Origin of the sequence: Nonomuraea terrae (assembly GCF_004348995.1) — a bacterium.
GTDB lineage: Bacteria > Actinomycetota > Actinomycetes > Streptosporangiales > Streptosporangiaceae > Nonomuraea > Nonomuraea terrae.
Genome location: NZ_SMKQ01000048.1, coordinates 1 through 21735 on the forward strand (window position 1 = coordinate 1; position 21735 = coordinate 21735).

The following is a 21735-nucleotide window of genomic DNA, read 5'->3' on the forward strand; positions in this document are numbered from 1 at the left end:
CCCGTGCCCCCGCTGGTCGCGACCCCGGCCGCACTCGCCGAGCGGTACGCCGCCGGCCGCGCCGAGATCCTGGCGGCCGAACGGGCGGCGGCCCGGCACGGCGACCACCGGCGCGCCGCCGTGGTGCGCGCGATGGCCGACCCCGCGCGGCGCTTCCTGTCGTTCGACGGACGTGACGGCGGCCGGACCGTCGAGGTGTTCGGCGATCTGGCCGGCGCCGAGCGCATCGCCGTGCTGGTGCCCGGCGCCGGCATCAGCCTGGACAAGTACCGAGCCTTGCGCGACGGCTCGACGAGCCTCAAGGACGCGCTCGGCGACCGGTCGGCCGTCGTCGCCTGGCTCGGGTACGCCACGCCGAACGGCGTGAGCCTCCAGGCGGTCACCCCCGGCCGCGCCGAGGAGGCCGCCCCCCGCCTGCGCGCCTTCGTCCGCGAGCTGGCCGCGGCCAAACCGGGCGCCAGGATCTCGCTGCTGTGCCACTCGTACGGCTCCGTCGTGTGCGGCCGGGCCGCGCCGGGACTGGACGTGGCCCACCTCGTCCTGTTCGGCAGCCCCGGCGCCGGCGTGCCGGACGCCGCCGCGCTGCGCACCCGTGCCACGGTGTGGGCCGGCCGCACGGCGGGGGACTGGATCGGCGGCCTGCCGCACGCCTCCATCGCGTTGCCGTTCGCCACGGTCGGGCTCGGCGAGGACCCGGTCGCGCCCGGGTTCGGCGCCCGGGTCTTCGCCGCGGGCGGCGGCGGGCACGGCGACTACCTGGCTGCCGGGTCCGCGGCGCTGGCGAGCATCGCGCGCATCGTTGGCGGACGGGCCGGCGGCGATGCGTGACCTGCTCACGCGGCTCGACGCCGCGACGCCCGCCGATCGCGACCGCGCGCTCGACGCGCTGCGCGCCCTGGCCGTCCTCGGCGTGGTGATCGGGCACTGGCTGGTGACCGCGCTGGTCATGGAGAGCGGGACGGTCCGCGTCGCCAGCCCGCTGCGGTCCATGCCGCAGCTCGCCCCGGTGTCCTGGGTGTTCCAGACGCTCGCGGTGTTCTTCCTGGTGGGCGGTCTGGTGGCGACGCGCGGTCACCTCCGTGCCCGGGCGCGCGGCGTGTCGTACGGGCGGTGGCTCGCGGGGCGGGCGGCCCGGCTGTTCCGGCCGGCGGCGGCCCTGGTGGCGGTGTGGGCGGTGGCGGCGCCGGCCATGCTGGCCTGGGGCGCCGAGCTGGAGAGCGTGTGGGCGCTGGTCAAGCTGGTGCTGTCGCCGATGTGGTTCCTGCTGGTGTTCGCCGCGCTGACCGCGGCGACTCCGCTGGTGTCACGGCTGCATCCGGCCTGGCCGCTCGCCGTGGTCGGGGTGGTCGATCTGGCGCGGTTCACCGTGGACGGAGCGGATGGGCTCGGGTGGGTCAACGTGGTGGCCGGGTGGCTGGTGCCGTACTGCATGGGGGCGGCCTGGGCCCGTCGCGGCCTGCCGGGGCGCGCGGCGGGATGGGCGCTGCTGGCCGGGGGTGGGGCTGCGGCCGTGGCGCTCGTCACCTGGGGCGGCTACCCAGCCGCCATGGTCGGCGTGCCGGGGGCGCCGCTGTCGAACCTCGACCCGCCCTCACTCGCCGCCGTCGCCTTCGGGCTCGCCCAGAGCGGCGCGGCCGTGCTGCTGCTCGGCCCGCTGCGGCGGCTGCTGCGCCGCCCGGCGGCCTGGGGCGCGGTGGCGCTCACCAACCTCGCCGCGATGACAATCTTCCTCTGGCACCAGACCGCGACGATCGCGGTCGCCTCGGTCGCCCTGCTCGCCGGGAGACTGCCCGGCCTGCACACCGCTCCCGACGGGCTCGGCTGGGTGCTGGCCCGGCCGGCCTGGCTGCCGGTGTTCGCAGCGGTGCTGCTGGTCTGCTGCACCGCGTTCCACGTCCACGAACGCCGTGCGGCCGGTTGAGCGTTTCACCGCGCGGGGGTGACGGGGGGACCGACTCGGCCTGCTGGCCGGTTACCGCGCGGGGGTGACGCGGAGGGCGGACTCGGACTCCTGGGCCATGCGGCGCAGCGTGTCGAGCGCCCGGCCGTACAGGACCGTGCCGAGCACCATCGCCTCGACGGCGGCGTCGCGCGGGCCGTCGAACGGGATCGCGTCCATCTCCACCTCCGCCACCAGCCTGCGCGCCGCCTCCGCGTACGGCGCCAGGTCGATCCGCAGGCCCAGCTGACGCATCCGGACCAGGGTGTGGGCCAGCTCGTCACGGGTGGGCGCGGCCGGGGCGACCTCCCAGCCGAGGTCGCCGAGGAGAGCGTCGACCTGGGCGCGCGCCGCCCGCCACTCGTCGCCGGGCTCGGGCTCGACGGGCGCGCTCAGGGCGTTGTGGGCGGTGCCCAGCGTCACGTGCATCGGCAGCGACGGGTCGTCGACGGCGGCGACGACCTTCTTGATGGAGGCGACCGAGAGCCGGCCGACGTCGAGCAGGGTGCGGATCAGGCGCAGCCGCCGCAGGTGGGAGTCGTCGTACTCGGCCCTGGTCGCGGCGGTCTGCTCGCCCGGGTGCAGCAGCCCTTCGCGCAGGTAGTACTTGATCGTCGGGATCGCGACACCCGACCTGACGCTGAGCTCCGAGATCCGCATCCGGCAGATAATAACGCTATCCACTCTCCGTCCCGCTTCTGGCTCGCTCCCCGTGCGGCCGGGCTCCGGTGAAGCGGGCATGGCGGGCGCGCGACTCCCGTAGGTCCAGGAACGCCTGCGCGGCCAGCCAGGCCGCCGCCCCCGCGGCGTCGCCCGCCACGGTGACCGTCCCGGCGCCTTCCAGGAGATCTCGTACGGCATCCCGTACGGGGCCCTCAGGCGTGAGGACGCCGCCGGACAGGACGATCGGCAGGCCCGGCTCGTGCACCGCCGAGACGGTCCTGACCAGGCGGCGTGCGGCTTCCTCGACGATCGACACGGCCGCCGGGTCGCCGGCTCGCGCCGCCCGGCTCACCAGCGGCGCCAGCTCGGCCAGCGCCAAGGGGTGGCGCGCGTGCACCGCCTCCGCCAGCCGCGCCACCGGATCGCCGTGGGTGGTGGAGGCGCCCTCACCGAGGAGGTGGCGGACGACCAGGGAGGTGAGCGGGCCCGGGGTGGCGGCGGCGGCGCGGATGGCGGTGCGGGCGGCGGCGCGGCCGATCCAGAAGGCCGAGCCTTCGTCGCCGAGCTGCCAGCCGTATCCGTCGGCGGTGGCGACCGGCGCATGACCGCGGATGCTCGCCGCCACGGCCCCCGTGCCCGAGATCAGCACGGTGCCCGACGGCGACGCCGTGCCGGAGACGAACGCGGTCACGACGTCGCCCACCGTACGCACGCGCGGGGCGGCGTCCTCCGTTCGCGCGGGAAAGGCTTCTGGGAGGGCGGCGCGCAGGACGCGGTCGGACAGGGACGCGCACAGCGCCGGGTTTCCGGCCAGCCCGACCACCACCGCCTTCACCCGCGACGGCGAGACCCCGGACAGCGCCGCCCACACGGCCTCGGCGAGGTTCGCGGAGGCGGCCTCCATGCCGAGCGTGACGGGGTTGGCTCCGCCGGCCGACCCGCGCCGCACCGGCTCGCCCTCCACCGTGAACAGCGCGGCCCGCGAGGATGTGCCGCCCGCGTCGACGCCCAGCACCAGCTGCATGTCAAAAATTATTGCCCAAATGCCCCTTGACTGCACCAGATATGGGCATAATTATCGCCGCGTGGACCTCCTCAACCGCATCGCGACCGACCGGCACGACATGCCCGAGGCGCTGCGCAAAGTGGCCGACGCCATTCTCGGCGGCCCGGCCGACGCCGCCCGGATGACCATCGTCGATCTGGCCGAGCGGAGCGGGACGTCCACCGCCACCATCACCCGTTTCTGCCGCGCCCTGGGCTTCACCGGGTACGCCGAGTTGCGCGTGGCCATCGCGACCGAGACCGGGCGGGTGGCGCAGCAGACCTGGGAGACCGACATCGGCCAGGAGATCCTGCCCGACGACAGCCTCGACCGGGTGCTCGGCGTCGTGTCCGCCAACGACATCCGGCTGATCCAGCAGACGCGCGACCAGCTCGACCTCGCCGTCGTCGACAAGGTCGCCCAGGCCGTGGCGCGGGCGGGCCGGGTGCTGCTGTTCGGGGTGTCGAGCAGCGCGGCGGTGGCCAGCGAGATGGAGTACCGCCTGCAGCGCATCGGGGTGCCGACCTGGAGCAGGTCCGACGCCCACACCGCGCTCACCGACGCGGCGCTGCTCGGCCAGGGCGACGTGGCCATCGGCATCTCCCACAGCGGCAGGACGCGCGAGGTCATCGAGGTGCTCGCGGAGGCGGGCAGCCACGGCGCGATCACCGTGGCCGTCACCTCGCAGCCCCGCTCGCCGCTGGCCGAGGTGGCCGAGCTGGTGCTCACCACGGCCAGCCGGGCGACCAGCTTCCGGTCGGAGGGGTTCGCCGCCATTCACTCGCAGCTGCTGGTGCTCGACGTCGTGTACGTGTCGGTCGCCCAGCGCACCTACGAGCGGACCAAGCAGGCCTTCGACGTCACGGTCCGCGCCGTCGCCGGACACCGTCTACCGGAGCAGCGTCCACCGGAGCAGCATCTTTCCGAGCAGCACCTTCCCCAGCAGGGCCTTCCAGAAGAGGAGTCATGACAGTAAGCCGCGAAGACTACGCCGGGCACGTCGCCGACCTCGTGCGGGTCATCCCCGAGGACCCGGAGATCCCGCGCGCCGCCGACCTGTTCACCAAGGCCCTGACCGCGGGCGGCGTCATCCAGGCGTTCGGCTCGGGCCACTCCGAGGCGGTGGCGATGGAGATCGCCGGCCGCGCGGGCGGTCTCGTGCCCACCAACCGCCTCGCGCTGCGCGACATCGTGCTGCACGGCGACGCGCCCCGCTCCGAGCTCGACCGCTACGACCTCGAACGCGACCCCACCATCGCCCGCACCATCCTCGACCTGGCGCCGGTCCAGGACCACGACCTGTTCGTCATCATCTCCAACTCCGGCGTGAACGGCGTCGTCGTCGAGCTCGCCACTCTCGTGAAGGAGCGCGGTCACGACCTGATCGCGATCACCTCGCGCGCCCACGGCGCAGCCGTCGCCTCCCGCCACCCCTCGGGGCGCAAGCTCGCCGACCTGGCCGACGTCGTCCTGGACAACCGTGCGCCGTACGGCGACGCCGTCCTGTCCCTGCCCGGGGGAGGCGCCTCCGTCGGAGCCGTCTCCACGATCACCTCCGCCCTGCTCGCCCAGCTCGTCGTCATCCAGACCGTACGCAACCTGCTCGAAGCCGGCGAAGTCCCGCCCGTCTACCTCTCGGCCAACGTCCCCGAGGGTGACGCGCACAACCTCCGGCTGGAGGCGCTGTACGCGGGCCGTATCCGCCGCGGCGCCTGACCCGGCCCCACGCCTAAGGGGCACGCACGACATCCGGGGACCACACACCCAAGGAGACCCCCGCCATGTCCCGAAATTTCGGAAAACTGCTCCTCTCCTTGTCCCTCACCCTCCTGCTCGCCGCCGTCGGCGCGCTGGCCGTCGTCGCCCCGGCCAGCGCCGACCAGGCCGTCCGCCTCCAGTACCGCACGAGCGCGCCCGGCGCCACCACCGCCCAGGCCGAGCCCTGGCTGCGCCTGTTCAACGACGGGACGACCACGATCCCGCTGAACCAGGTCAAGATCCGCTACTACCTGACCGGAACCGAGACCTACCGCTTCGCCTGCTCATGGGCGGTGGTGAGCTGCTCGACGGTCACGGGGGCCTTCGTCCGGCAGGAGGGCTCGGGGCAGTACCTGGAGGTCGGCTTCACCTCCGGCAGCCTGGCCCCGGGCCGGAACACCAGCGACCTGCAACTGCGCTTCTACCGCGCCGACTGGCAGACGTTCACCCAGAGCGACGACTACTCCTACGGCCCGCAGACCGCGTACTCCGACTGGGAGAAGATCACCGTCTACGTCGGCGGGGAGCTCGCGTGGGGCGAGCCGACGGGCGGCGACCCGGACCCGACCGACCCGCCGACCAACCCGCCGGGCGGAAGGGGCGTGCTGTTCGACGACTTCAGTTACGCCGGGCCGGCCGACCCGCTGCTGTCGCAGCGCGGCTGGACCGTGCGCTCCAGCTCGGGCGGGCCGGGCGTGCCCGGCGCGACCTGGTCGCCGTCGGCCGTGTCGTTCCCCGGCGGCCTGCTGACCCTCGACTCCTCCACGAACGGCACCGCCGCCGGGACCGTGCAGACCGAGCTGTCCACCGCCGCCCGCAAGTTCCACGAGGGCACCTACGCCGCCCGGGTGCGCTTCAGCGACGCTCCCACCAGCGGCCCGGACGGCGAGCACGTCGTGCAGACGTTCTTCACCATCACCCCGCTGGCCTTCAGCCTCGACCCGAACTACGGCGAGCTCGACTTCGAGTACCTGCCGAACGGCGGCTGGGGCGAGCCGTCCACCATCCTCTACGCCACCAGCTGGGAGACCTACCAGGGCGACCCGTGGCAGGCGGTCAACACCCACACCGCCGAGCGCACGTCCTTCGCCGGCTGGCACGACCTCGTCATCCAGGTCGCGGGCGGCCGGATCAAGTACTACGTGGACGGCCGGCTCTTCGCCGACCACGGTGACATGTACTACCCCGAGACCCCGATGTGGATCATGTTCAACCAGTGGTTCATCGATCTGCAGGGCGCGACGGGGACCCGTACGTACCGGCAGCAGGTCGACTACGTCTACCACAGCAAGAACGAGGTCGTCGCGCCCGCCGACGTCCTGAGCCGGGTCGCAGCCCTGCGCACGGCCGGCACCTCCTTCACGGACACCGTTCCCAGCCCGTGAACCGTCCCGCGCCCGTCCCCGCAGGGGGCGGGCGCGGGTCCACCCCCCACCAGAAGGAACACCATGAAATACCGCATTCTTGCCCTGGCGGCCGTGTTCGCGCTCAGCGCGTGCGGCGGCGGCGGTGAGCCCGAGCCCGGGGCGGCCTCGGGGGCCGCCTCCACGACGCTGACCGCCTGGATCATGGACGGCAGCGTCACGCAGGACCTGCTGAAGAAGTTCGAGACCGAGTACGAGGCGGCCCACCAGGGCATCGACCTCGACATCCAGATCCAGGCGTGGGACGGCATCGGCGAGCGCGTCACCGCCGCCCTGGCCAGCACCGACGCCCCCGACGTGATCGAGGTGGGCAACACCCAGATCGCCCAGTACGCGGCCAGCGGCGGCGTGACCGACCTGACCGGCAAGATCGCCGACCTGAAGGGCGAGGACTGGCTGCCGGGCCTGGCCCAGCCGGGCAACATCGACGGCAAGCAGTACGGCATCCCCTGGTACGCCGCCAACCGCGTGGTCGTCTACAACAAGGACCTGTTCGCCGACGCCGGCATCACAGAACACCCGAAAACCCGCGACGAATGGATAGAAGTCACGACAAAACTCAATAAAGACGGAAATCAGGGCATCTATTTAACCGGCCAGACCTGGTACGCCCTCGCCGGCTTCGTCTGGGACGAGGGCGGTGACCTGGCCGTCCAGGAGAACGGCCAGTGGAAGGGCGCGCTCGACACCCCCCAGGCCATGGCCGGCATGCAGTTCTACAAGCAGCTGCAGGCGCTCGGCAAGGGCCCCAAGGACGCCGACGAGGCCACCCCGCCCCAGCACGAGGTCTTCGCCCAGGGCAAGGTCGCCCAGATCGTCGCCGTCCCCGGCGCCGCCGCCCGCGTGCTGGAGGTCGAGCCAGGGATGAAGGACAAGATGGGCTTCTTCCCCATCCCCGGCAAGACCGCCGACAAGCCCGGCACCGTCTTCACCGGCGGCTCCGACCTCATCATCCCGGTCGCCTCGCAGCACCAGACGGAGGCGTACGAGCTGGTCAAGGCGCTGGCGGGGGAGAAGTTCCAGACCGAGCTCGCCACCACCATGAGCTTCGTGCCGAACCGCACGTCGCTGGCCGGCGTGCTGTCGGGCGACGAGGGCACCGCGGCCATGGCCGTGGGCGCCGCCAACGGCCGCGCCACCCCGAACACCCCGAACTGGGCCGCCGTCGAGGCGACCTCGATGATCAAGCAGTACATGACCGCCGTGCTCACCGGCGCCGACCCCGCGACGGAGGCGAAGAAGGTCTCCGAGTCGATCACCACGACGTTGAACAGCGGATCCTGATGTGGGCCAGGACCCGGTCGTACTGGCCCTACCTGCTCATCGCGCCGGCGGTGGTGGGCGGGGCCTTCCTCCTGCTCTATCCGCTGTTCAAGGCGGCGGTGATCTCGTTCCAGCACTTCCGCATGGGGGAGCTGATCAGGGGCGGCGCGGTCTTCGTCGGGCTGGACAACTACGCGGAGCTGCTGACCGGCACCGAGTTCTGGGAGGTGCTGCTGCGCACGGCCGTGTGGACGGCGATCAACGTGGTGCTCATCGTGGGGCTCTCCACCGGCATCGCGCTCATGATGGTCCGCCTCGGCCGCGGCCTGCGCCTGGCCCTCATGAGCGCCCTGGCGCTGGCCTGGGCCATGCCGATCATCGCCGCCACGACCGTCTTCCAGTGGTTGTTCCAGTCGGAGCTGGGGCTGGTCAACTGGCTGCTGGTCACACTCGGCCTCGAGTCGTTCCAGGGCTACACCTGGTTCGCGAACGGCACCGCCACGTTCGCCGTGCTCGTCGTGCTCGTGGTGTGGCAGTCGGTGCCGTTCGCCGCGCTCACCCTCTACGCCGGGCTCACCACGATCCCGGCGGAGCTGTACGAGTCGGCCAGGATCGACGGTGGCACCGGCTGGCAGGTGTTCCGGCAGATCACCTTCCCGATCCTGCGCCCGTTGTTCGCCCTGGTCGCGTCGCTGGAGGTCATCTGGGTGGCCAAGTGCTTCCCGCAGATCTGGGTGCTCAGCCAGGGCGGCCCCGACGACGCCACGACCACCCTGCCCGTGTACGCCTTCAAGATCGCGCGGGTGCTGCACCGCTATGACCTCGGTTCGGCGGTGGCCATGCTCACGGTCGTCATCCTGGCGATCGCCCTGGTCAGCAACCTGCGCAGGATGGTGCGTCAGTGAAGAGGCTCCTGCTCAACACGGCGGCCGTCGCCGTACTCGTGACCACGATCTTCCCGGTCTACTGGATGTTCCTGACCGCGTTCAAGCCGACCAGGGACATCCAGTCGCCCACGCCGACGTTCTGGCCCGCCGATCCGACGTTCGACCACTTCGTCACGGCGATCAACGCACCGGGGTTCTGGACCTACTGGCGTAACAGCCTGCTGGTCACCGTGGGCGCGGTGCTGCTGGCGCTGATCGTGGCGCTGCTGGCGTCGTTCGCGATCGCGCGGATGCGGTGGCGGGGGAGAGGCGTGTTCGTCGTGGCGGTGTTCGCCGCGCAGATGGCGCCGTGGGAGGCGCTGCTGGTGCCGGTGTTCATCATCGCCCGCGACACCGACCTGCTCGACTCGCTGGCCATGCTGACCGGCGTCTACTTCATGATCACGTTGCCGTTCACGATCGTCACGCTGCGCGGGTTCCTGGACGCGATCCCCCTGGAGCTGGAGGAGGCCGCCCAGGTGGACGGGTGCAGCCGGATGGCGGCCTTCCGCCGGGTGGTGTTCCCGCTGCTCGCGCCGGGCCTGATGGCGACCTCGCTGTTCGGCTTCATCACGGCGTGGAACGAGTTCGCGTTCGTCAACGTGCTGATCATCAAGGACCAGGACCAGCGGACGCTGCCGGTGTGGCTGTCGTCGTTCCGCGACGTGTTCGGCACCGACTGGGGCGCCACGATGGCCGCCGCCAGCCTGTTCGCGCTGCCGGCCCTGCTGCTCTTCCTGTTCCTGCAGCGCAACGTCGGCACCGGGATGACGGCGGGAGCGGTCAAGGGGTGAGCGCCGCCGCGGGTCACCCGGACGCTTCCTCGGGCCACTCTCCGGGATCGCACACGTAGGTGCCCCGCTGCGGCACCGTGACGACCCAGCGCCGCTCCCGCAGGTGCGAGACGGCTCGCCGCGCGGTGCCCCGGGCGACGCCGTACTGCCGCATCAACGTCGTGTCACTGGGGATCGGCCGGTTGGGCCGGAGCTCGCCGCGCCTGATCCGGGCGACCAGGTCCTCGGCGATGCGGGCGTGCAGAGCCCTCGTCGGCTTCACCCGGGGCACGCCCGCGGGCCCGACGAACGTGCCCTCGCCGCGGACGGTGTGGACGAGCCGCCGCCTGCGCAGCTCCCTGGCCACGTTGCGCGCGGTGGTCCGCGCGATGCCGAACTCCGCCTCCAGCGCCGCCTCGCTCGGCACGGGCTCACCGGTGCGCAGCTCTCCGCCGGCGATCCGCTCATGGATCACGTCGGCGACCTGCACGTACAGGGGGATGGGGCCATCGCGGTCGAGCACGCTCATAAGCGTAGACGTCTAGATACGAGCGAGCAGGCGAATCACTCCTCCGGCCACGACTCCTTCGGGGAGACGTAACTGCCGCGCTGGGCGACGGTGTAGATCCAGCCCTGCTCGCGCAGCAGCGCCATGGCCCGCCGTACGGTCTCGCGCGCGACGCCGTACTGCTTGACCAGCGCCGTCTCGCCCGGAATGGGGCGCCGTGGGAGGAGCTCGCCCGCCTTGATCTGACCGCTGACGTCCGCCGCGATCTGCTGGTAGATCGGCATCTTCCGCTTCTGGCGCGGGGCTCCCGCCGGCGGGCCGACGAAGGACCCCTCTCCCTGCACGGTGTAGAGGAGGCCCTCCTCCCGCAGCAGGTTCACCGCCCGCCGGGCGGTGGTCCTGGCGACGCCGAACTCCTGCTGGATCTCGGCCTCGCTCGGCACCGGAGATCCGGCGGCGAGCCCGGAGACCCGGCGTCGCAGGATGTCGGCGATCTGGATGTAGACGTGGGTGTCCCCTTCGTAGTCGAGCACGTAGGCAACATAGGCCAAGACGGGCGAGAGCTCTCATATCGTGCTGTCTGTTCAGACAGATTGAGCGCTCCATGCAGACAAGAGCAGACGACCAGAGATATGGTTCCTCCGTGATCAGTAATCGACCCGGTGACGGCCCCGCGGAGGACCTCCCAGCGGAGGAGGGCCGGTTCCACTCGGCCCACGTGCCCGACGTCCCCGGCTGCACCGAGCTCGACTGGGAGCCCGTCCGCAACGGCGGCTACGCCCGCGTCCGCGCCTACACGTGCGACTGCCAGCCGACGTTCTACGAGCTCTGCTACGCCCACGGCCAGGCGTTCATCCGCCGCACCCGCCGGATGAACGGCAAGACCCTGATCGACGAATGCGCCCACGGCCGTCCCGTCAAGACGCTGGCGGTCTGGGCCATGCTCCTCGCCGGAGCGGCCAGGTAAGAGGCTCGCCTCAGGGGCCGGCGGTGAAGGCGGTGTGCAGGGATCTCGCGGTGGTCTCGGGGAGGAGGTCGCGGGCGGCCAGCCAGGCGGCCGCGCCCGCCGCGTCGCCCGCCGTCGTGACGGTCTCGCCCGCGAGCAGCTCCGTGACCGCCCGCCGTACGGGCCCGTCGTTCGTCAGGACGCTGCCGGCGAGCACCACCGGCCCCGACACGTGCACCCGCCGCAGCGTGGTCACCAGGTGGCGGGCCGCCTCCCGGGTGATCTCGGCGGCCGTCGGGTCGCCCTGCTCAGCGGCCCGGCTGACCGGCCGCGCCAGCGACGCCAGCCGCATGTGGTCGGCCTGCGCCAGCCGTACGATCCGGTTGGCCACCTGGCGCTGCCCGGCGGGCCGCTCGTCGCCGAGGAAGTCGGCCACGACGAGGTCCGCCAGCACGCCTTCGGCCCGCTCCTGGTCCAGGGCGGCCACCACGGCCTTGGCGGCGGCGCGCCCGATCCAGAAGCCCGACCCCGCGTCGCCCAGCAGCCAGCCCAGGCCGTCGGCGATCACCTCCTGCCGGAAGCCCGCGATCCTGGCCGCCACCGCGCCCGTGCCCGACAGCAGCAGCGAGCCGTCCGGCTCGGGCGAGCCCGCCGCGTACGCGATCGGCACGTCGCCCGTGCACCGCGGCCCCTCGGCGATGCCCACCGCGGCCCAGACCTTCGCCAGCTCGGGCGCCAGCTCGTCCACGAGCCCCGCCACCCCGGCCACCGAGGCGACCACGCGACGCCCGTCACCGGGCGGCAGCGCCGCGCCGAGCGCCGTCTCGATCGCCGCCACCGACCTGCCGAGCCCGTGGGCGCTCGGATTGCCCGCACCCGCCCGCGCATAGCCGACGCGCGTGCCGTCGAGCGCGTGGACGGCGACCCGGGTAGAGGTGGCACCGGCATCCACACCGACCACTAGCGATTCGGTCACGGTCAGAGTCTGGGGCTTGACGTGGCCCATAAGCAAGAATAATTTTCGCCAGAAGACCGAGTATTCGGAAGGAATATTCGTGACTTCAGGAGCGCTCGGGCGCGTCGAAACAGAACTACCCGGCTTGCCGGAGGCCTTGCGCAGAGTCGGCGAGGTGATCCTCGGCGACCCGGCCGAGGCGGCCCGCTCGACGATCATCGCGCTGGCCGAGCGCGCGGGCAGTTCCCCCGCGACGGTGACCAGATTCTGCCGGGCGTTCGGGTTCTCGGGCTACGCGGAGCTGCGCGTCGCCCTCGCCACCGAGACCGGCCGGGCCGCGCAGGCGGGCTGGGGCGCGGGGGTCGGCCACGAGATCGGCCCCGACGATCCGCTCGACGCCGCCATCGAGGTGATGGCGGCGGCCGACACCCGGCTCATCCAGGACACCGCGGCCGGGCTCGACCTCGACGGCGTCGCCCAGGTGGCCGACGCCGTCGTGGCGGCACCGCGGGTGCTCCTCGCCGGCGTGTCCACCAGCGGCAACGTCGCCACCATGCTCGAAGGGCGGCTGCGCAGGATCGGCATCCCGGCCTACGGCGCGGGCGACGCCCACGTGGCGCTGTCGGAGGCGGCGCTGCTCAAGTCGGGCGACGTGGCCGTCGGCATCAGCCACAGAGGACGCACCCGCGAGGTCATGGAGGCGCTGGCGGAGGCGGGCAGCCACGGCGCCACGACGGTCGCGGTCACCTCCTTCGCCCGCTCCCCGCTGGCCGACCTGGCCGACCTGGTGCTCACCACGGCCAGCAGGGAGACCACGTTCCGGCTCGGCGGGCTGGCCGCCGTCCACTCGCAGCTGTTCGTGCTGGACGCCGTGTACGTGGCGGTCGCCCAGCGCACCTACGAGCGGACGAACGAGGCGTTCGAGCGCACGATCAGCGCAGTGGAGAGCCACCGCGTGGAGAGAGGCTGAATGACGTACGCATCCAAGGTCCTCGACCTGGCCCGCCAGGTCGCCGAGAGTCAAGCGGGGCCGGTGGGCGAGGCCGCGGCGCTGCTGGTGGCCGCGATCAGGGCCGGAGGCGTTGTAAACGCTTTCGGTTCCGGGCACTCCGAGGCCATCGCCATGGAGATCGCCGGCCGGGCCGGTGGCCTCGTCCCGAGCAACCGCCTCACGCCGAGGGACCTCGTCCTGTACGGCGGCAAGCCGCCGAGCGTGCTGACCTCGGAGCTGGAGCGCGACCCGGCCGTGGCGCAGGAGATCTACGACCTCGCGCCGGTCGCGCCGGAGGACGTGTTCGTGCTCGTCTCCAGCTCGGGCGTCAACGGCACCGTGGTGGAGCTGGCCCGGATCGTCAAGGATCGCGGCCACCCGCTGATCGCGATCACCTCGGTCGAGCACAGCACCCGGATGACCTCGCGCCACCCGTCGGGCCGCAAGCTGCTCGACCTGGCCGACGTCGTGCTGGACAACGGCGCGCCGTACGGCGACGCCGTCCTGGAGCTGCCCGGGGGCGGCAGCTACGGCGCGGTTTCCACGATCACCTCCGCGCTGCTGGCGCAGATGGTGGTCACCGAGGCGGTGGACGAGCTCGTTGCGCTCGGCGAGACGCCGCCCATCTACCTGTCGGCCAACGTGGCCGGCGGCGACGAGCACAACAAGGCACTGGAGAGCCGATACGCAGGGCGCATCAGGCGCGGATCATGAAAAGTCAGGAGTAGTCGATATGCCTTCCACCCCCCACCTCAGCAGGCGTGATCTTCTTCGTGCCGCGGCGCTCGTGCCCGCGGCCGGGGCGCTGGCCGCGTGTGCCGCCCCCGCCTCCCAGCCGGCCCAGACCGCCTCCGCGGCGCCGGCCGCCACCAGCGCGGCCAACCCGCTCGGCGTGGGAGACAAGCCGCTGGAGGTCTGGATCTTCGACGGCGGCTTCGGCCACCAGTACGCCACCGACATCCACCAGCCGCTCTTCAAGAGCAAGTATCCGAACGTCGAGATCAAGCACAACGTCACCAAGGAGATCACCAAGATCCTCCAGCCGCGCTTCGCCGGCGGGAACCCTCCTGAGGTGATCGACAACGCCGGCGCCGACATGATGGACTTCGGCGCCCTGGCCCAGGACGGGCAGCTGCAGGACCTGTCGCCGCTGCTCGACGCGCCCTCGTGGGACGACCCCAACGTCAAGGTGCGCGACACCATCGACCCGTCCGTCATCGAGATCGGCACCTACGACGGCAAGTTCAGCGTCCTCGGCTACGTCAACTACATCCACGGCATCTGGTACTCGCAGAAGGTCTTCACCGACAACGGCTGGGAGGTCCCGAAGACCTGGGACGCCTTCCTCGCCCTCTGCGAGACCATCAAGAAGTCCGGCGAGATGGCTCCCTTCACCTACGCAGGCAAGCACCCGCAGTACGCCTACGAGCCGCTGCTCACCATGGCCGCGAAGATCGCCGGCAACGAGGTGCTGGTCAACATCGACAACCTCGAGGACGGCGCCTGGAAGGTCGACGCCATGAAGACCGCGGCCGAGAACATGGCCGAGGTGGGCGCCAAATACCTCATGCAGGGCACCGCCGGCCTCGACCACGTGCAGACGCAGACCGCGCAGAACAAGTTCCAGGTCGCCATGCTGCCCTGCGGTTCGTGGCTGGAGAACGAGCAGAAGTCCACTACCCCGGACGACTTCGCGTACGCGATGTTCCCCATCCCCGACATCACCGGCTCCGACGCGTTGCCGTACGGCACCCTGCACACCCAGCCGGGGGAGAACTTCATGGTCTCGGCCAGGAGCGCCCACCCGCAGGCCGGCATGGAGTACCTGCGCGCCATGCTGTCGAAGAAGGCGGCCGGCGACTTCAGCGAGCTGGTCACCACCCTCACCGTGGTCAAGGGCGCCAGCGAGGGCCGCGAGATCTCGCCCGGCGTCACCAGCGCCACCCAGGCCGTCGCGGCGGCGGGCACCAACACCGTCTACTACCGCATCTTCGCCTGGTACGGCCAGCTCAACGACGAGTGCAAGGCCGCCACTGGCGAGCTCATGACCGGTGGCCTGACCCCGGACGCCTATCTCGAGCGCATGCAGAAGAAGGCCGACGAGATCAAGAACGACTCCTCGATCAAGAAGTTCACCCGGTAATGACTTTCAACAGGTATCGCCGCGGGCTGTTCATCACCTCGTTCCTGGCAGCCCCGGTGATCCTTTATCTCGTCTACGTGATCTCCCCGAACGTCCAGGCGTTCTACATCGCGATGACCGACTGGCGTGGCGTGTCCGCCACGCCGGCGTTCATCGGCCTGGAGAACTTCGAGCGGCTCCTCGGTGACAACGTCTTCTGGAAGGCCGTCAGCCACAACGCCGCGCTGCTCGTGCTGCTACCGGTGATCACGATCGTCATCGCCCTGTTCTTCGCCTTCCTGCTCAACGTGGGCGGGCGGCAGGGCGTGTCCGGGATCCGGGGGTCCACCTTCTACCGGGTGGTCTTCTTCTTCCCGCAGGTCCTGGCCGTCACGATCGTGGCGGTCCTGTTCCAGCAGGTGTTGCGGCCGGACGCCAGCGGCATGCTCAACGGGCCGCTGATGGCGCTCGGGATCAACCCGATCGGGTTCCTGTCCGACTCGGGCCTCGCGTTCTGGTCGGTGCTGGGCGTGCTCGTCTGGCAGGCGGTCGGCTTCTACGTCGTGCTCTTCTCGGCCGGCCTGGCGAGCATCCCCAAGGAGATGTTCGAGGCCGCGCAGATCGACGGGGCCGGCCGGGTCAGCATGTTCTTCCGCGTCACGCTGCCGCTGCTGTGGGACACCGTCCAGGTCGCCTGGGTCTATCTGGGCATCCTCGCCATGGACGTCTTCGCGATCGTCTGGGTGATGACCGTCCAGCAGGGCGGCCCCGACTGGTCGACCACGGTGATGGCGGCCGAGATCTACCGCAACGCCTTCGGCTACTTCCGCTTCGGCTACGCCTCCGCCCTGGGCGTGGTGATGTTCCTGTTCACCGTCGGCTTCGCGATCCTGTCGCTGCGCCTGTCGCGGCGTGAACGAATCGAGTACTGAGAAATGGCAACGATGACCTCGGCTGCGCCCTCAAGGAGCGTCGCCCGTGTGGAGCGGAGGCGGCGGCTGGGGCCGCTGGGCGTGCTGACGCACCTCGCGCTGGTGATCTGGACCCTGCTGGTGTTGGTGCCGCTCCTGTGGACCTTCCTGGCCTCGGTCAAGAGCGAGGACGAGATCTTCGGCTCGGCGTGGTCGCTCCCTGAGACGCTGCGCTGGGACAACTTCGCCAGGGCCTGGGAGCAGGCCCACATCGGCCAGTACATGATCAATAGTGTGATCGTGGTGTCGTTCAGCACGTTCGGCACGATGCTGGTCGGCTCGATGGCGGCGTACGTGCTGGCGCGTTATCCCTTCCGGGGCAACCGCACGATCTACACGCTGTTCGTCGCGGGCCTGGCGTTCCCGTTCTTCCTGGCGCTGTCGCCGCTGTTCTTCGTGGTCCAGAACATGGGCAACGTCCCGCTGATCGGGCAGTTCATCGGGCTGAACACGCACGCGGGCGCGGTGCTGGTGTACATCGCGTACTCGATGCCGTTCACCATCTTCTTCCTCGCGGCGTTCTTCCGTACGCTGCCGACCTCGGTCGGGGAGGCCGCGATGGTGGACGGCGCCTCGCACACCAGGGTGTTCTTCCAGATCATGATGCCGATGGCCAAACCCGGCATCATCAGCATCACGATCTTCAACATCCTGGGCCAGTGGAACCAGTACCAGATCCCGCTGATCCTGCTGCAGGACCGCGACAAATGGGTCCTGAGTCAGGGCATCGCCGACATCTCCACCGCCGCCGGCTACGACGCCGACTGGGCGGCCCTGTTCGCCGCCCTGACGCTGGCCATCCTCCCCATGCTCGTCGTCTACACGGTCTTCCAGCGCCAGATCCAGTCCGGCCTGACGGCGGGCGCGCTGAAATGACGTCGGCCTGGGTGGGGCAGTTCCCGCTGCTCCACCCACCGACCCCGTTCACCGGCGGCGGTCGCCGCTAGAGCTCGGCCCGCAGCCTGCGCGTGGCCGCCACGACGTTCGCCAGCGACGCCTCGACCTGCTCGTACGTCCGCGTCTTCAGCCCGCAGTCAGGGTTGATCCACACGCGCTCGGCCGGCAGCACCCGCAGGGTCCTGCGCAGCAGGTCCTCGACCTCTTCCGCGGAGGGCACGCGCGGCGAGTGGATGTCGTAGACGCCCGGACCGAGGCCGCGCTCGAACGCGTCCACCGCGCCCAGGATGCGAGCCCCCGACCGGGCCGACTCGATCGTGGTGACGTCCGCGTCCAGAGCGTCGATGGCGGCCAGGATCTCGTCGGCGTCCGAGTAGCACAGGTGGGTGTGGATCTGCGTGCGGTCGCCCGCCCCCGAGGTGGCCCGCCGGTACGCCGCCACCGCCCACTCCAGGTAGCCGCCCTGCGCCGCCCGCCGCAGCGGCAGCAGTTCGCGCAGCGCCGGCTCGTCCACCTGGACGATCGGCACTCCGGCGGCCTCCAGGTCGCGCACCTCCTCCCGGACGGCGTCGGCCACCTGGAACACCACGTCGCGCAGCGGCAGGTCGTCGCGGACGAACGACCAGGCCACGATCGTGACCGGCCCGGTGAGCATGCCCTTGACCGGCTTGTCCGTCAGCGACTGGGCGTACCGCGCCCACCGCACCGTGATCGGCGCGGGCCGGCTGACGTCGCCGTACAGGAGGGGCGGGCGGGTGCAGCGCGAGCCGTACGACTGCACCCAGCCGTTCGCGGTGACGGCGAACCCGTCGAGGTGCTCGGCGAAGTACTGCACCATGTCGTTGCGCTCGGGCTCCCCGTGCACGAGGACGTCGAGCCCGAGCCGTTCCTGCAGCCGGATCACCCGCTCGATCTCGGCCTCGACCCGCCGCTCGTAGTCCTGCTGGGGCAGCGTCCCGGCGGCCGCGGCGGCGCGGGCCGCGCGCAGCTCGCCGGTCTGCGGGAACGACCCGATCGTGGTGATCGGCAGCGGCGGCAGTCGCAGCCGGTCGCCCTGCGCGGCGGCGCGCACCGCGTACGGGCCGCGCCCCTCGGCCGCGACCGGCGCCGGCGCCGCCTCGGACGGCAGGGACACCGGCACGCCGCGGACATCGCCCCGGGCCAGCGCCACCACCTCGGCCGCCTTCTGCTCCGCGAACGCCAGCCGCTCCTTCAGCGCCGGGTCGAGCCCCGACTCCGCCTCGACGTCGTACGGCACGTGCAGCAGCGAGCAGGACGTGCTCACCGTCACCCGCGAGGCCCTGATCGCGCCCAGCGCGGCGAGGGCCCGCTCGGGCGGGGTCCGCCACACGTCACGTCCCGACACCACCCCCGCGACCACGGTCTTCCCGGTCAGGTCGATCTCCGGCACGCCGCCCCTGACCAGGTCGACCCCGAGGGCCTCCACGGGCGTGGCGGCCAGCACCGGCAGCGCCTCGCCGAGGTCGCCGAAGTAGGAGGCCACGAACAGTCCCGGCCGCTCGGACAGCGCCCCCAGCCGTTCGTAGGCGTCGCGTACCGCGGCCAGTTCCTCCGGGGTGCGGTCGGCCACCAGCGCCGGCTCGTCGAGCTGCACCCACGCCACCCCCTCGGCGGCCAGCGCGGCGAGCAGCTCCGCGTAACAGCCCAGCACCTCCTCCAGCCGGTCCAGCGCCGAGCCCAGCAGCAGGAACGTCACCGGCCCCACCACGACGGGACGCGTCTCGAAGCCGAGCGCGCGCGCCTCGCGCACCTCGCCGAGCGGCTTGCCCGCGTCCAGCTTGAACACGGTCCGGGGGCCGATCTCCGGCACGATGTAGTGGTAGTTCGTGTCGAACCACTTCGTCATCCGCAGCGGCGCGAGCCCTTCGGTGCCGCGCGCCATCGCGAAGTAGGGGTCCTCGGCCGCGCGATACCGCTCCGGCACCGCGCCGAGCATGACCGCCGTGTCCAGCACCTGGTCGTACAGCGAGAAGGTGTTCGACGGCAGCCCCTCCAGCCCCAGCTCGGCCAGCCGGCGCCAGGTCCTGGCCCGCAGCTCGGCGCCCGTCCGCTCGAGCTCCGCCCGGCCGGACCGCCCGTCCCAGTACGACTCCAGCGCCCGCTTCAGCTCCCTGCGCGGCCCGATCCGCGGGTATCCGAGCACGGTGGACTGGGGAAATACCGACATCTTACGTCTCCTCGCACGGTGGATCAGAATGCTCGGCATCCTGCCGACTGCCCGGCGAGTGGTGCACCATGTATTGGTGCTGCTTATGCTCAGGGAGATCCACTGCTTCACGCGGGTCGCCGCCAGGCTCAGCTTCTCGGCCGCCGCCGCCGACCTCGGGATGTCCCAGCCCGCCATGAGCCAGGCCATCACCCGGCTCGAACGCGCCACCGGCCTCCGGCTCTTCGCCCGGACCGCCCGCGAGGTGCGGCTCACCGCCGAGGGCAAGACGCTCCTCGCGTACGCCGAGCAGGTGATCGAGTCGGTCGGCGCCTTCACCGCCGAGGCGGCCCGGCTGGCACGGCCGACCATTCACCTCGCTTATCCACCGCCGGTCGGAGCGCTCGCGGCACGCATCGCCAGGCGGCTCGCGAGCCGCACGCCCGCGATCGGCGTGGAGTTGCGGGCGGCCGGGCGCGGGGAGGCGGCGCGGGCGCTGGCCGGCGGCGAGGTCTCGGCCGCGATCCTGGCCACCCCGGCGCCCGCCGGGCTCGTCACGGCGGCCAGGTTCCATGTCACCGTCGACCACCTGGCCGTGCCGGTGGGGCACCGGCTGGCGTCGAGTCTGCGCGTCACGCCCGCGGACCTGGCCGGACAGGTACTGCTCACGCCCGCCGGTCGGCCCTGGGCGGGGCTGCCGGGCCGGGCGCGCCTGGTGGCCGAGGACGACTTCGCCGCCGCGCTCGACCTGGTGGCCGCGGGTGCCGGGCTGCTGCCCGTCCCGCACCTGCTGGTCAGGACGGTCAGGCGCGACGACCTGCGGTTCGTGCCGCTGGAGGCGGGCGACCTGCGCATCACGTACGCCCTGGCCTGGTCGAAGGAGCGCGTCACGCCGGAGCTGATGGCTCTCGTGCAGGCGGTGCAGGAGGCGCTGTGGACTAGGTGAGGGAGAGGTTCTTCAGCGCCTCGCGGCGGCTCAGGCCCGAGATGCCCTTGGCCTTGACGTAGCGGATCACTTCGGCGGGATTGGTCTTGGCGTATTCGCGTAACGCCCAGCCGATCGCCTTGCGGGCGAAGAAGTCGGTGTCGGACAGGCTCGGCTCGATGCACGCGTACAGCAGGGCGGTGTCGGTGCGGGCCTTGAACCGGTTCTGGCACAGGATCGCCGTACGGCGCTTCCACAGGTCGGCGTCGCCCGCCCACTCCAGCATGAGCGGCCGCATCGTGTCGGGGTAGGCCGCCAGCAGGCCGCCGACCCGGTGGGTGGCCAGCTCGTCCACGAGGTCCCACCAGGCGCCGGTGACGATCATCTCCTCGTACATCGGCACCGTGTAGAGGGTCTGGAACTCCCGGTAGAAGTGGTGACCGGACAGCTCGATCGCGGCGTAGCGCTCCTCGCGGTATTGGGCCTCGCGCCACAGGGACAACACCGCCCGCCGCCACTCCGGCGCGGTCGCCAGCCGGTGCTCGGCGAACACCTTGCGCAGCGCCCCCCGCCGCGGCACCGCCTGCACACCGAGGAACGGCATCGACGACTTCATGTACGCCCGCATGACCTCGGCCTTGCCGGGCTGGGCCGCCTCCTGCAGGGCCAGGCGGACCGCCTTGCCGAGGCTCATCCCGCGGCGGCGCTGGTGGGGGTGGTGCGCTCGCCGGTGGCCAGACCGTCGAACAGCACCGTGATGTAGTGCTCGGCCAGGGCGTGGGGATTGAGCCTGCCGCCGGGGCGGAACCAGCGCACCGCCACCCAGATCGTGTCGCGGATCATGCGGTAGGTCAGCTTGGGATCGACGTCGGCCCGGAACAGCCCGGCCGCCTGCCCCGCCTTGATCTGCTCGACCCAGATCTGCTCGACTTCCTCCTCGGCCTTGACCAGGTAGTTGAAGCGCTCGAACTGACGCAGGTAGTTCCAGTCGTTCTGCATCACCGTGATCGCGGCGCGGTGCGGCTCCAGCGTGGCGAAGCCGATGCGGACCATCTCCGAGAGCACCTCGCGGGCGTCTGTGCTCGTGTCGAGCGCGCCGCGGTAGCGGGCGATGATGTCGTCGAGGAAGGTGGACAGCACCTCGTCGACGATCGTCTCCTTGGAGTCGAAGTGGTGGTAGAGGCTCCCGGACAGGATGCCGGCCTCGTCGGCGATCTGGCGTACGGTCGTGGCCTGGAAGCCCTTGCGTGCGAAGAGCTCCGCGGCGAGCTTGACGAGGTGGTCGCGGCGCTCGGACGCCGACCCCGTCGAGGTCGTGCGCTGACGCTTCGCCGTGGTGGCGGTGCCGGAGTTCTTTCGCGTGGTCACGCCACCATTATGAGCCCTCAGACAATCGCTTGTTCTCGCAACCGGCCCAGCTCATGCGGCATTCGGGGGCAAACCAAGCGCTTGGTGAGCTTTA

Annotated in this window: 23 protein-coding genes; 15 read left to right on the forward strand and 8 right to left on the reverse strand. The window is 71.5% G+C overall.

Annotated features, from left to right (window positions below; translation table 11 throughout):
* Together E1286_RS17905 and E1286_RS17910 are read left to right on the forward strand one after the other, a co-directional pair.
* On the forward strand, nt 1–828 hold an 828-nt coding region (locus E1286_RS17905; RefSeq protein ID WP_132613919.1), incomplete at its 5' end, for an alpha/beta hydrolase.
* Nucleotides 821–1921 (forward strand): acyltransferase family protein, encoded by a 1101-nt coding sequence (locus tag E1286_RS17910; RefSeq protein ID WP_132613921.1) that lies wholly within the window; start codon nt 821–823, stop codon nt 1919–1921. The genes E1286_RS17905 and E1286_RS17910, both read left to right, overlap by 8 nt.
* Nucleotides 1922–1972: 51 nt before the next feature.
* On the opposite strand, the gene E1286_RS17915 is transcribed toward E1286_RS17910, so the two are convergent.
* Together E1286_RS17915 and E1286_RS17920 are read right to left on the reverse strand one after the other, a co-directional pair.
* On the reverse strand, nt 1973–2599 hold the full coding sequence (locus tag E1286_RS17915) for a MerR family transcriptional regulator (protein WP_132613923.1): 627 nt from the start codon (nt 2597–2599) through the stop codon (nt 1973–1975).
* A 16-nt stretch (nt 2600–2615) separates the two neighbouring features.
* Nucleotides 2616–3626: an N-acetylglucosamine kinase gene (locus E1286_RS17920; RefSeq protein ID WP_132613925.1), complete on the reverse strand. Its 1011-nt coding sequence runs from the start codon at nt 3624–3626 to the stop codon at nt 2616–2618.
* A 61-nt stretch (nt 3627–3687) separates the two neighbouring features.
* Between E1286_RS17920 and E1286_RS17925 the strand changes: the two genes are divergently transcribed.
* The 6 genes from E1286_RS17925 (at nt 3688) to E1286_RS17950 (ending at nt 9812) form a co-directional block, all read left to right on the forward strand.
* On the forward strand, nt 3688–4617 hold the full coding sequence (locus E1286_RS17925; RefSeq protein WP_246074944.1) for a MurR/RpiR family transcriptional regulator: 930 nt from the start codon (nt 3688–3690) through the stop codon (nt 4615–4617).
* The gene (locus tag E1286_RS17930; RefSeq protein WP_132613929.1) at nt 4614–5363 is read left to right on the forward strand and encodes a sugar isomerase domain-containing protein; all 750 of its coding nucleotides are present in this window, start codon (nt 4614–4616) and stop codon (nt 5361–5363) included. The genes E1286_RS17925 and E1286_RS17930 overlap by 4 nt, the downstream gene beginning before the upstream one ends.
* A 65-nt stretch (nt 5364–5428) precedes the next feature.
* Nucleotides 5429–6790 carry a cellulose binding domain-containing protein gene (locus E1286_RS17935; RefSeq protein ID WP_132613931.1) on the forward strand — a complete coding sequence of 454 codons (1362 nt, stop codon included), beginning with the start codon at nt 5429–5431 and terminating at the stop codon, nt 6788–6790.
* A gap of 63 nt (nt 6791–6853) precedes the next feature.
* A complete protein-coding gene (locus E1286_RS17940) occupies nt 6854–8113 on the forward strand; it encodes an extracellular solute-binding protein (protein ID WP_132613933.1) in 1260 nt (419 codons plus the stop codon).
* Nucleotides 8113–8997, forward strand: coding sequence for a carbohydrate ABC transporter permease (locus tag E1286_RS17945; RefSeq protein ID WP_132613935.1), 885 nt, complete (start codon nt 8113–8115; stop codon nt 8995–8997). Before E1286_RS17940 ends, E1286_RS17945 begins: the two co-directional genes overlap by 1 nt.
* Complete coding sequence (locus E1286_RS17950; protein WP_246074945.1) at nt 8994–9812, forward strand: carbohydrate ABC transporter permease; 819 nt, start codon at nt 8994–8996, stop codon at nt 9810–9812. Before E1286_RS17945 ends, E1286_RS17950 begins: the two co-directional genes overlap by 4 nt.
* 13 nt (nt 9813–9825) lie before the next feature.
* Here E1286_RS17950 and E1286_RS17955 read toward each other — a convergent pair whose 3' ends face one another.
* Together E1286_RS17955 and E1286_RS17960 are read right to left on the reverse strand one after the other, a co-directional pair.
* A complete protein-coding gene (locus tag E1286_RS17955) occupies nt 9826–10320 on the reverse strand; it encodes a GntR family transcriptional regulator (RefSeq protein WP_132613937.1) in 495 nt (164 codons plus the stop codon).
* A 35-nt stretch (nt 10321–10355) separates the two neighbouring features.
* Nucleotides 10356–10832, reverse strand: a complete 477-nt coding sequence (locus E1286_RS17960; protein WP_165969785.1) for a GntR family transcriptional regulator — start codon at nt 10830–10832, stop codon at nt 10356–10358.
* 110 nt (nt 10833–10942) lie between these two features.
* Between E1286_RS17960 and E1286_RS17965 the strand changes: the two genes are divergently transcribed.
* Nucleotides 10943–11266 (forward strand): hypothetical protein, encoded by a 324-nt coding sequence (locus E1286_RS17965; RefSeq protein ID WP_132613941.1) that lies wholly within the window; start codon nt 10943–10945, stop codon nt 11264–11266.
* Nucleotides 11267–11276: 10 nt separating this feature from the next.
* Here E1286_RS17965 and E1286_RS17970 read toward each other — a convergent pair whose 3' ends face one another.
* On the reverse strand, nt 11277–12221 hold the full coding sequence (locus E1286_RS17970; RefSeq protein ID WP_165969786.1) for an N-acetylglucosamine kinase: 945 nt from the start codon (nt 12219–12221) through the stop codon (nt 11277–11279).
* 79 nt (nt 12222–12300) lie between these two features.
* On the opposite strand from E1286_RS17970, the gene E1286_RS17975 reads away from it, so the two are divergent.
* The 5 genes from E1286_RS17975 to E1286_RS17995 are packed head-to-tail and all read left to right on the forward strand — an operon-like array spanning nt 12301 to nt 17160.
* Entirely contained in the window at nt 12301–13170 is an 870-nt protein-coding gene (locus tag E1286_RS17975; RefSeq protein WP_132613945.1) for a MurR/RpiR family transcriptional regulator, read from the forward strand.
* Nucleotides 13171–13905 carry a sugar isomerase domain-containing protein gene (locus E1286_RS17980; RefSeq protein WP_132613947.1) on the forward strand — a complete coding sequence of 245 codons (735 nt, stop codon included), beginning with the start codon at nt 13171–13173 and terminating at the stop codon, nt 13903–13905.
* Between the two features lie 19 nt (nt 13906–13924).
* Nucleotides 13925–15334 (forward strand): N-acetylglucosamine/diacetylchitobiose ABC transporter substrate-binding protein, encoded by a 1410-nt coding sequence (gene ngcE, locus E1286_RS17985; RefSeq protein WP_132613949.1) that lies wholly within the window; start codon nt 13925–13927, stop codon nt 15332–15334.
* A complete protein-coding gene (locus E1286_RS17990; protein ID WP_132613951.1) occupies nt 15334–16245 on the forward strand; it encodes a carbohydrate ABC transporter permease in 912 nt (303 codons plus the stop codon). Before ngcE ends, E1286_RS17990 begins: the two co-directional genes overlap by 1 nt.
* A 48-nt stretch (nt 16246–16293) precedes the next feature.
* The gene (locus E1286_RS17995; protein WP_246074946.1) at nt 16294–17160 is read left to right on the forward strand and encodes a carbohydrate ABC transporter permease; all 867 of its coding nucleotides are present in this window, start codon (nt 16294–16296) and stop codon (nt 17158–17160) included.
* Nucleotides 17161–17227: 67 nt separating this feature from the next.
* Here E1286_RS17995 and metE read toward each other — a convergent pair whose 3' ends face one another.
* Nucleotides 17228–19369, reverse strand: coding sequence for a 5-methyltetrahydropteroyltriglutamate--homocysteine S-methyltransferase (metE, locus tag E1286_RS18000; protein ID WP_132613955.1), 2142 nt, complete (start codon nt 19367–19369; stop codon nt 17228–17230).
* Nucleotides 19370–19454: 85 nt separating this feature from the next.
* Between metE and E1286_RS18005 the strand changes: the two genes are divergently transcribed.
* Nucleotides 19455–20294, forward strand: coding sequence for a LysR family transcriptional regulator (locus E1286_RS18005; protein WP_246074950.1), 840 nt, complete (start codon nt 19455–19457; stop codon nt 20292–20294).
* Here E1286_RS18005 and E1286_RS18010 read toward each other — a convergent pair.
* On the reverse strand, nt 20287–20967 hold the full coding sequence (locus E1286_RS18010) for a DNA alkylation repair protein (RefSeq protein WP_132613959.1): 681 nt from the start codon (nt 20965–20967) through the stop codon (nt 20287–20289). The two genes, E1286_RS18005 and E1286_RS18010, sit on opposite strands and share 8 nt — an antisense overlap.
* Entirely contained in the window at nt 20964–21641 is a 678-nt protein-coding gene (locus E1286_RS18015) for a TetR/AcrR family transcriptional regulator (protein WP_132613961.1), read from the reverse strand. Before E1286_RS18015 ends, E1286_RS18010 begins: the two co-directional genes overlap by 4 nt.
* Between the last annotated feature and the right edge of the window lie 94 nt (nt 21642–21735).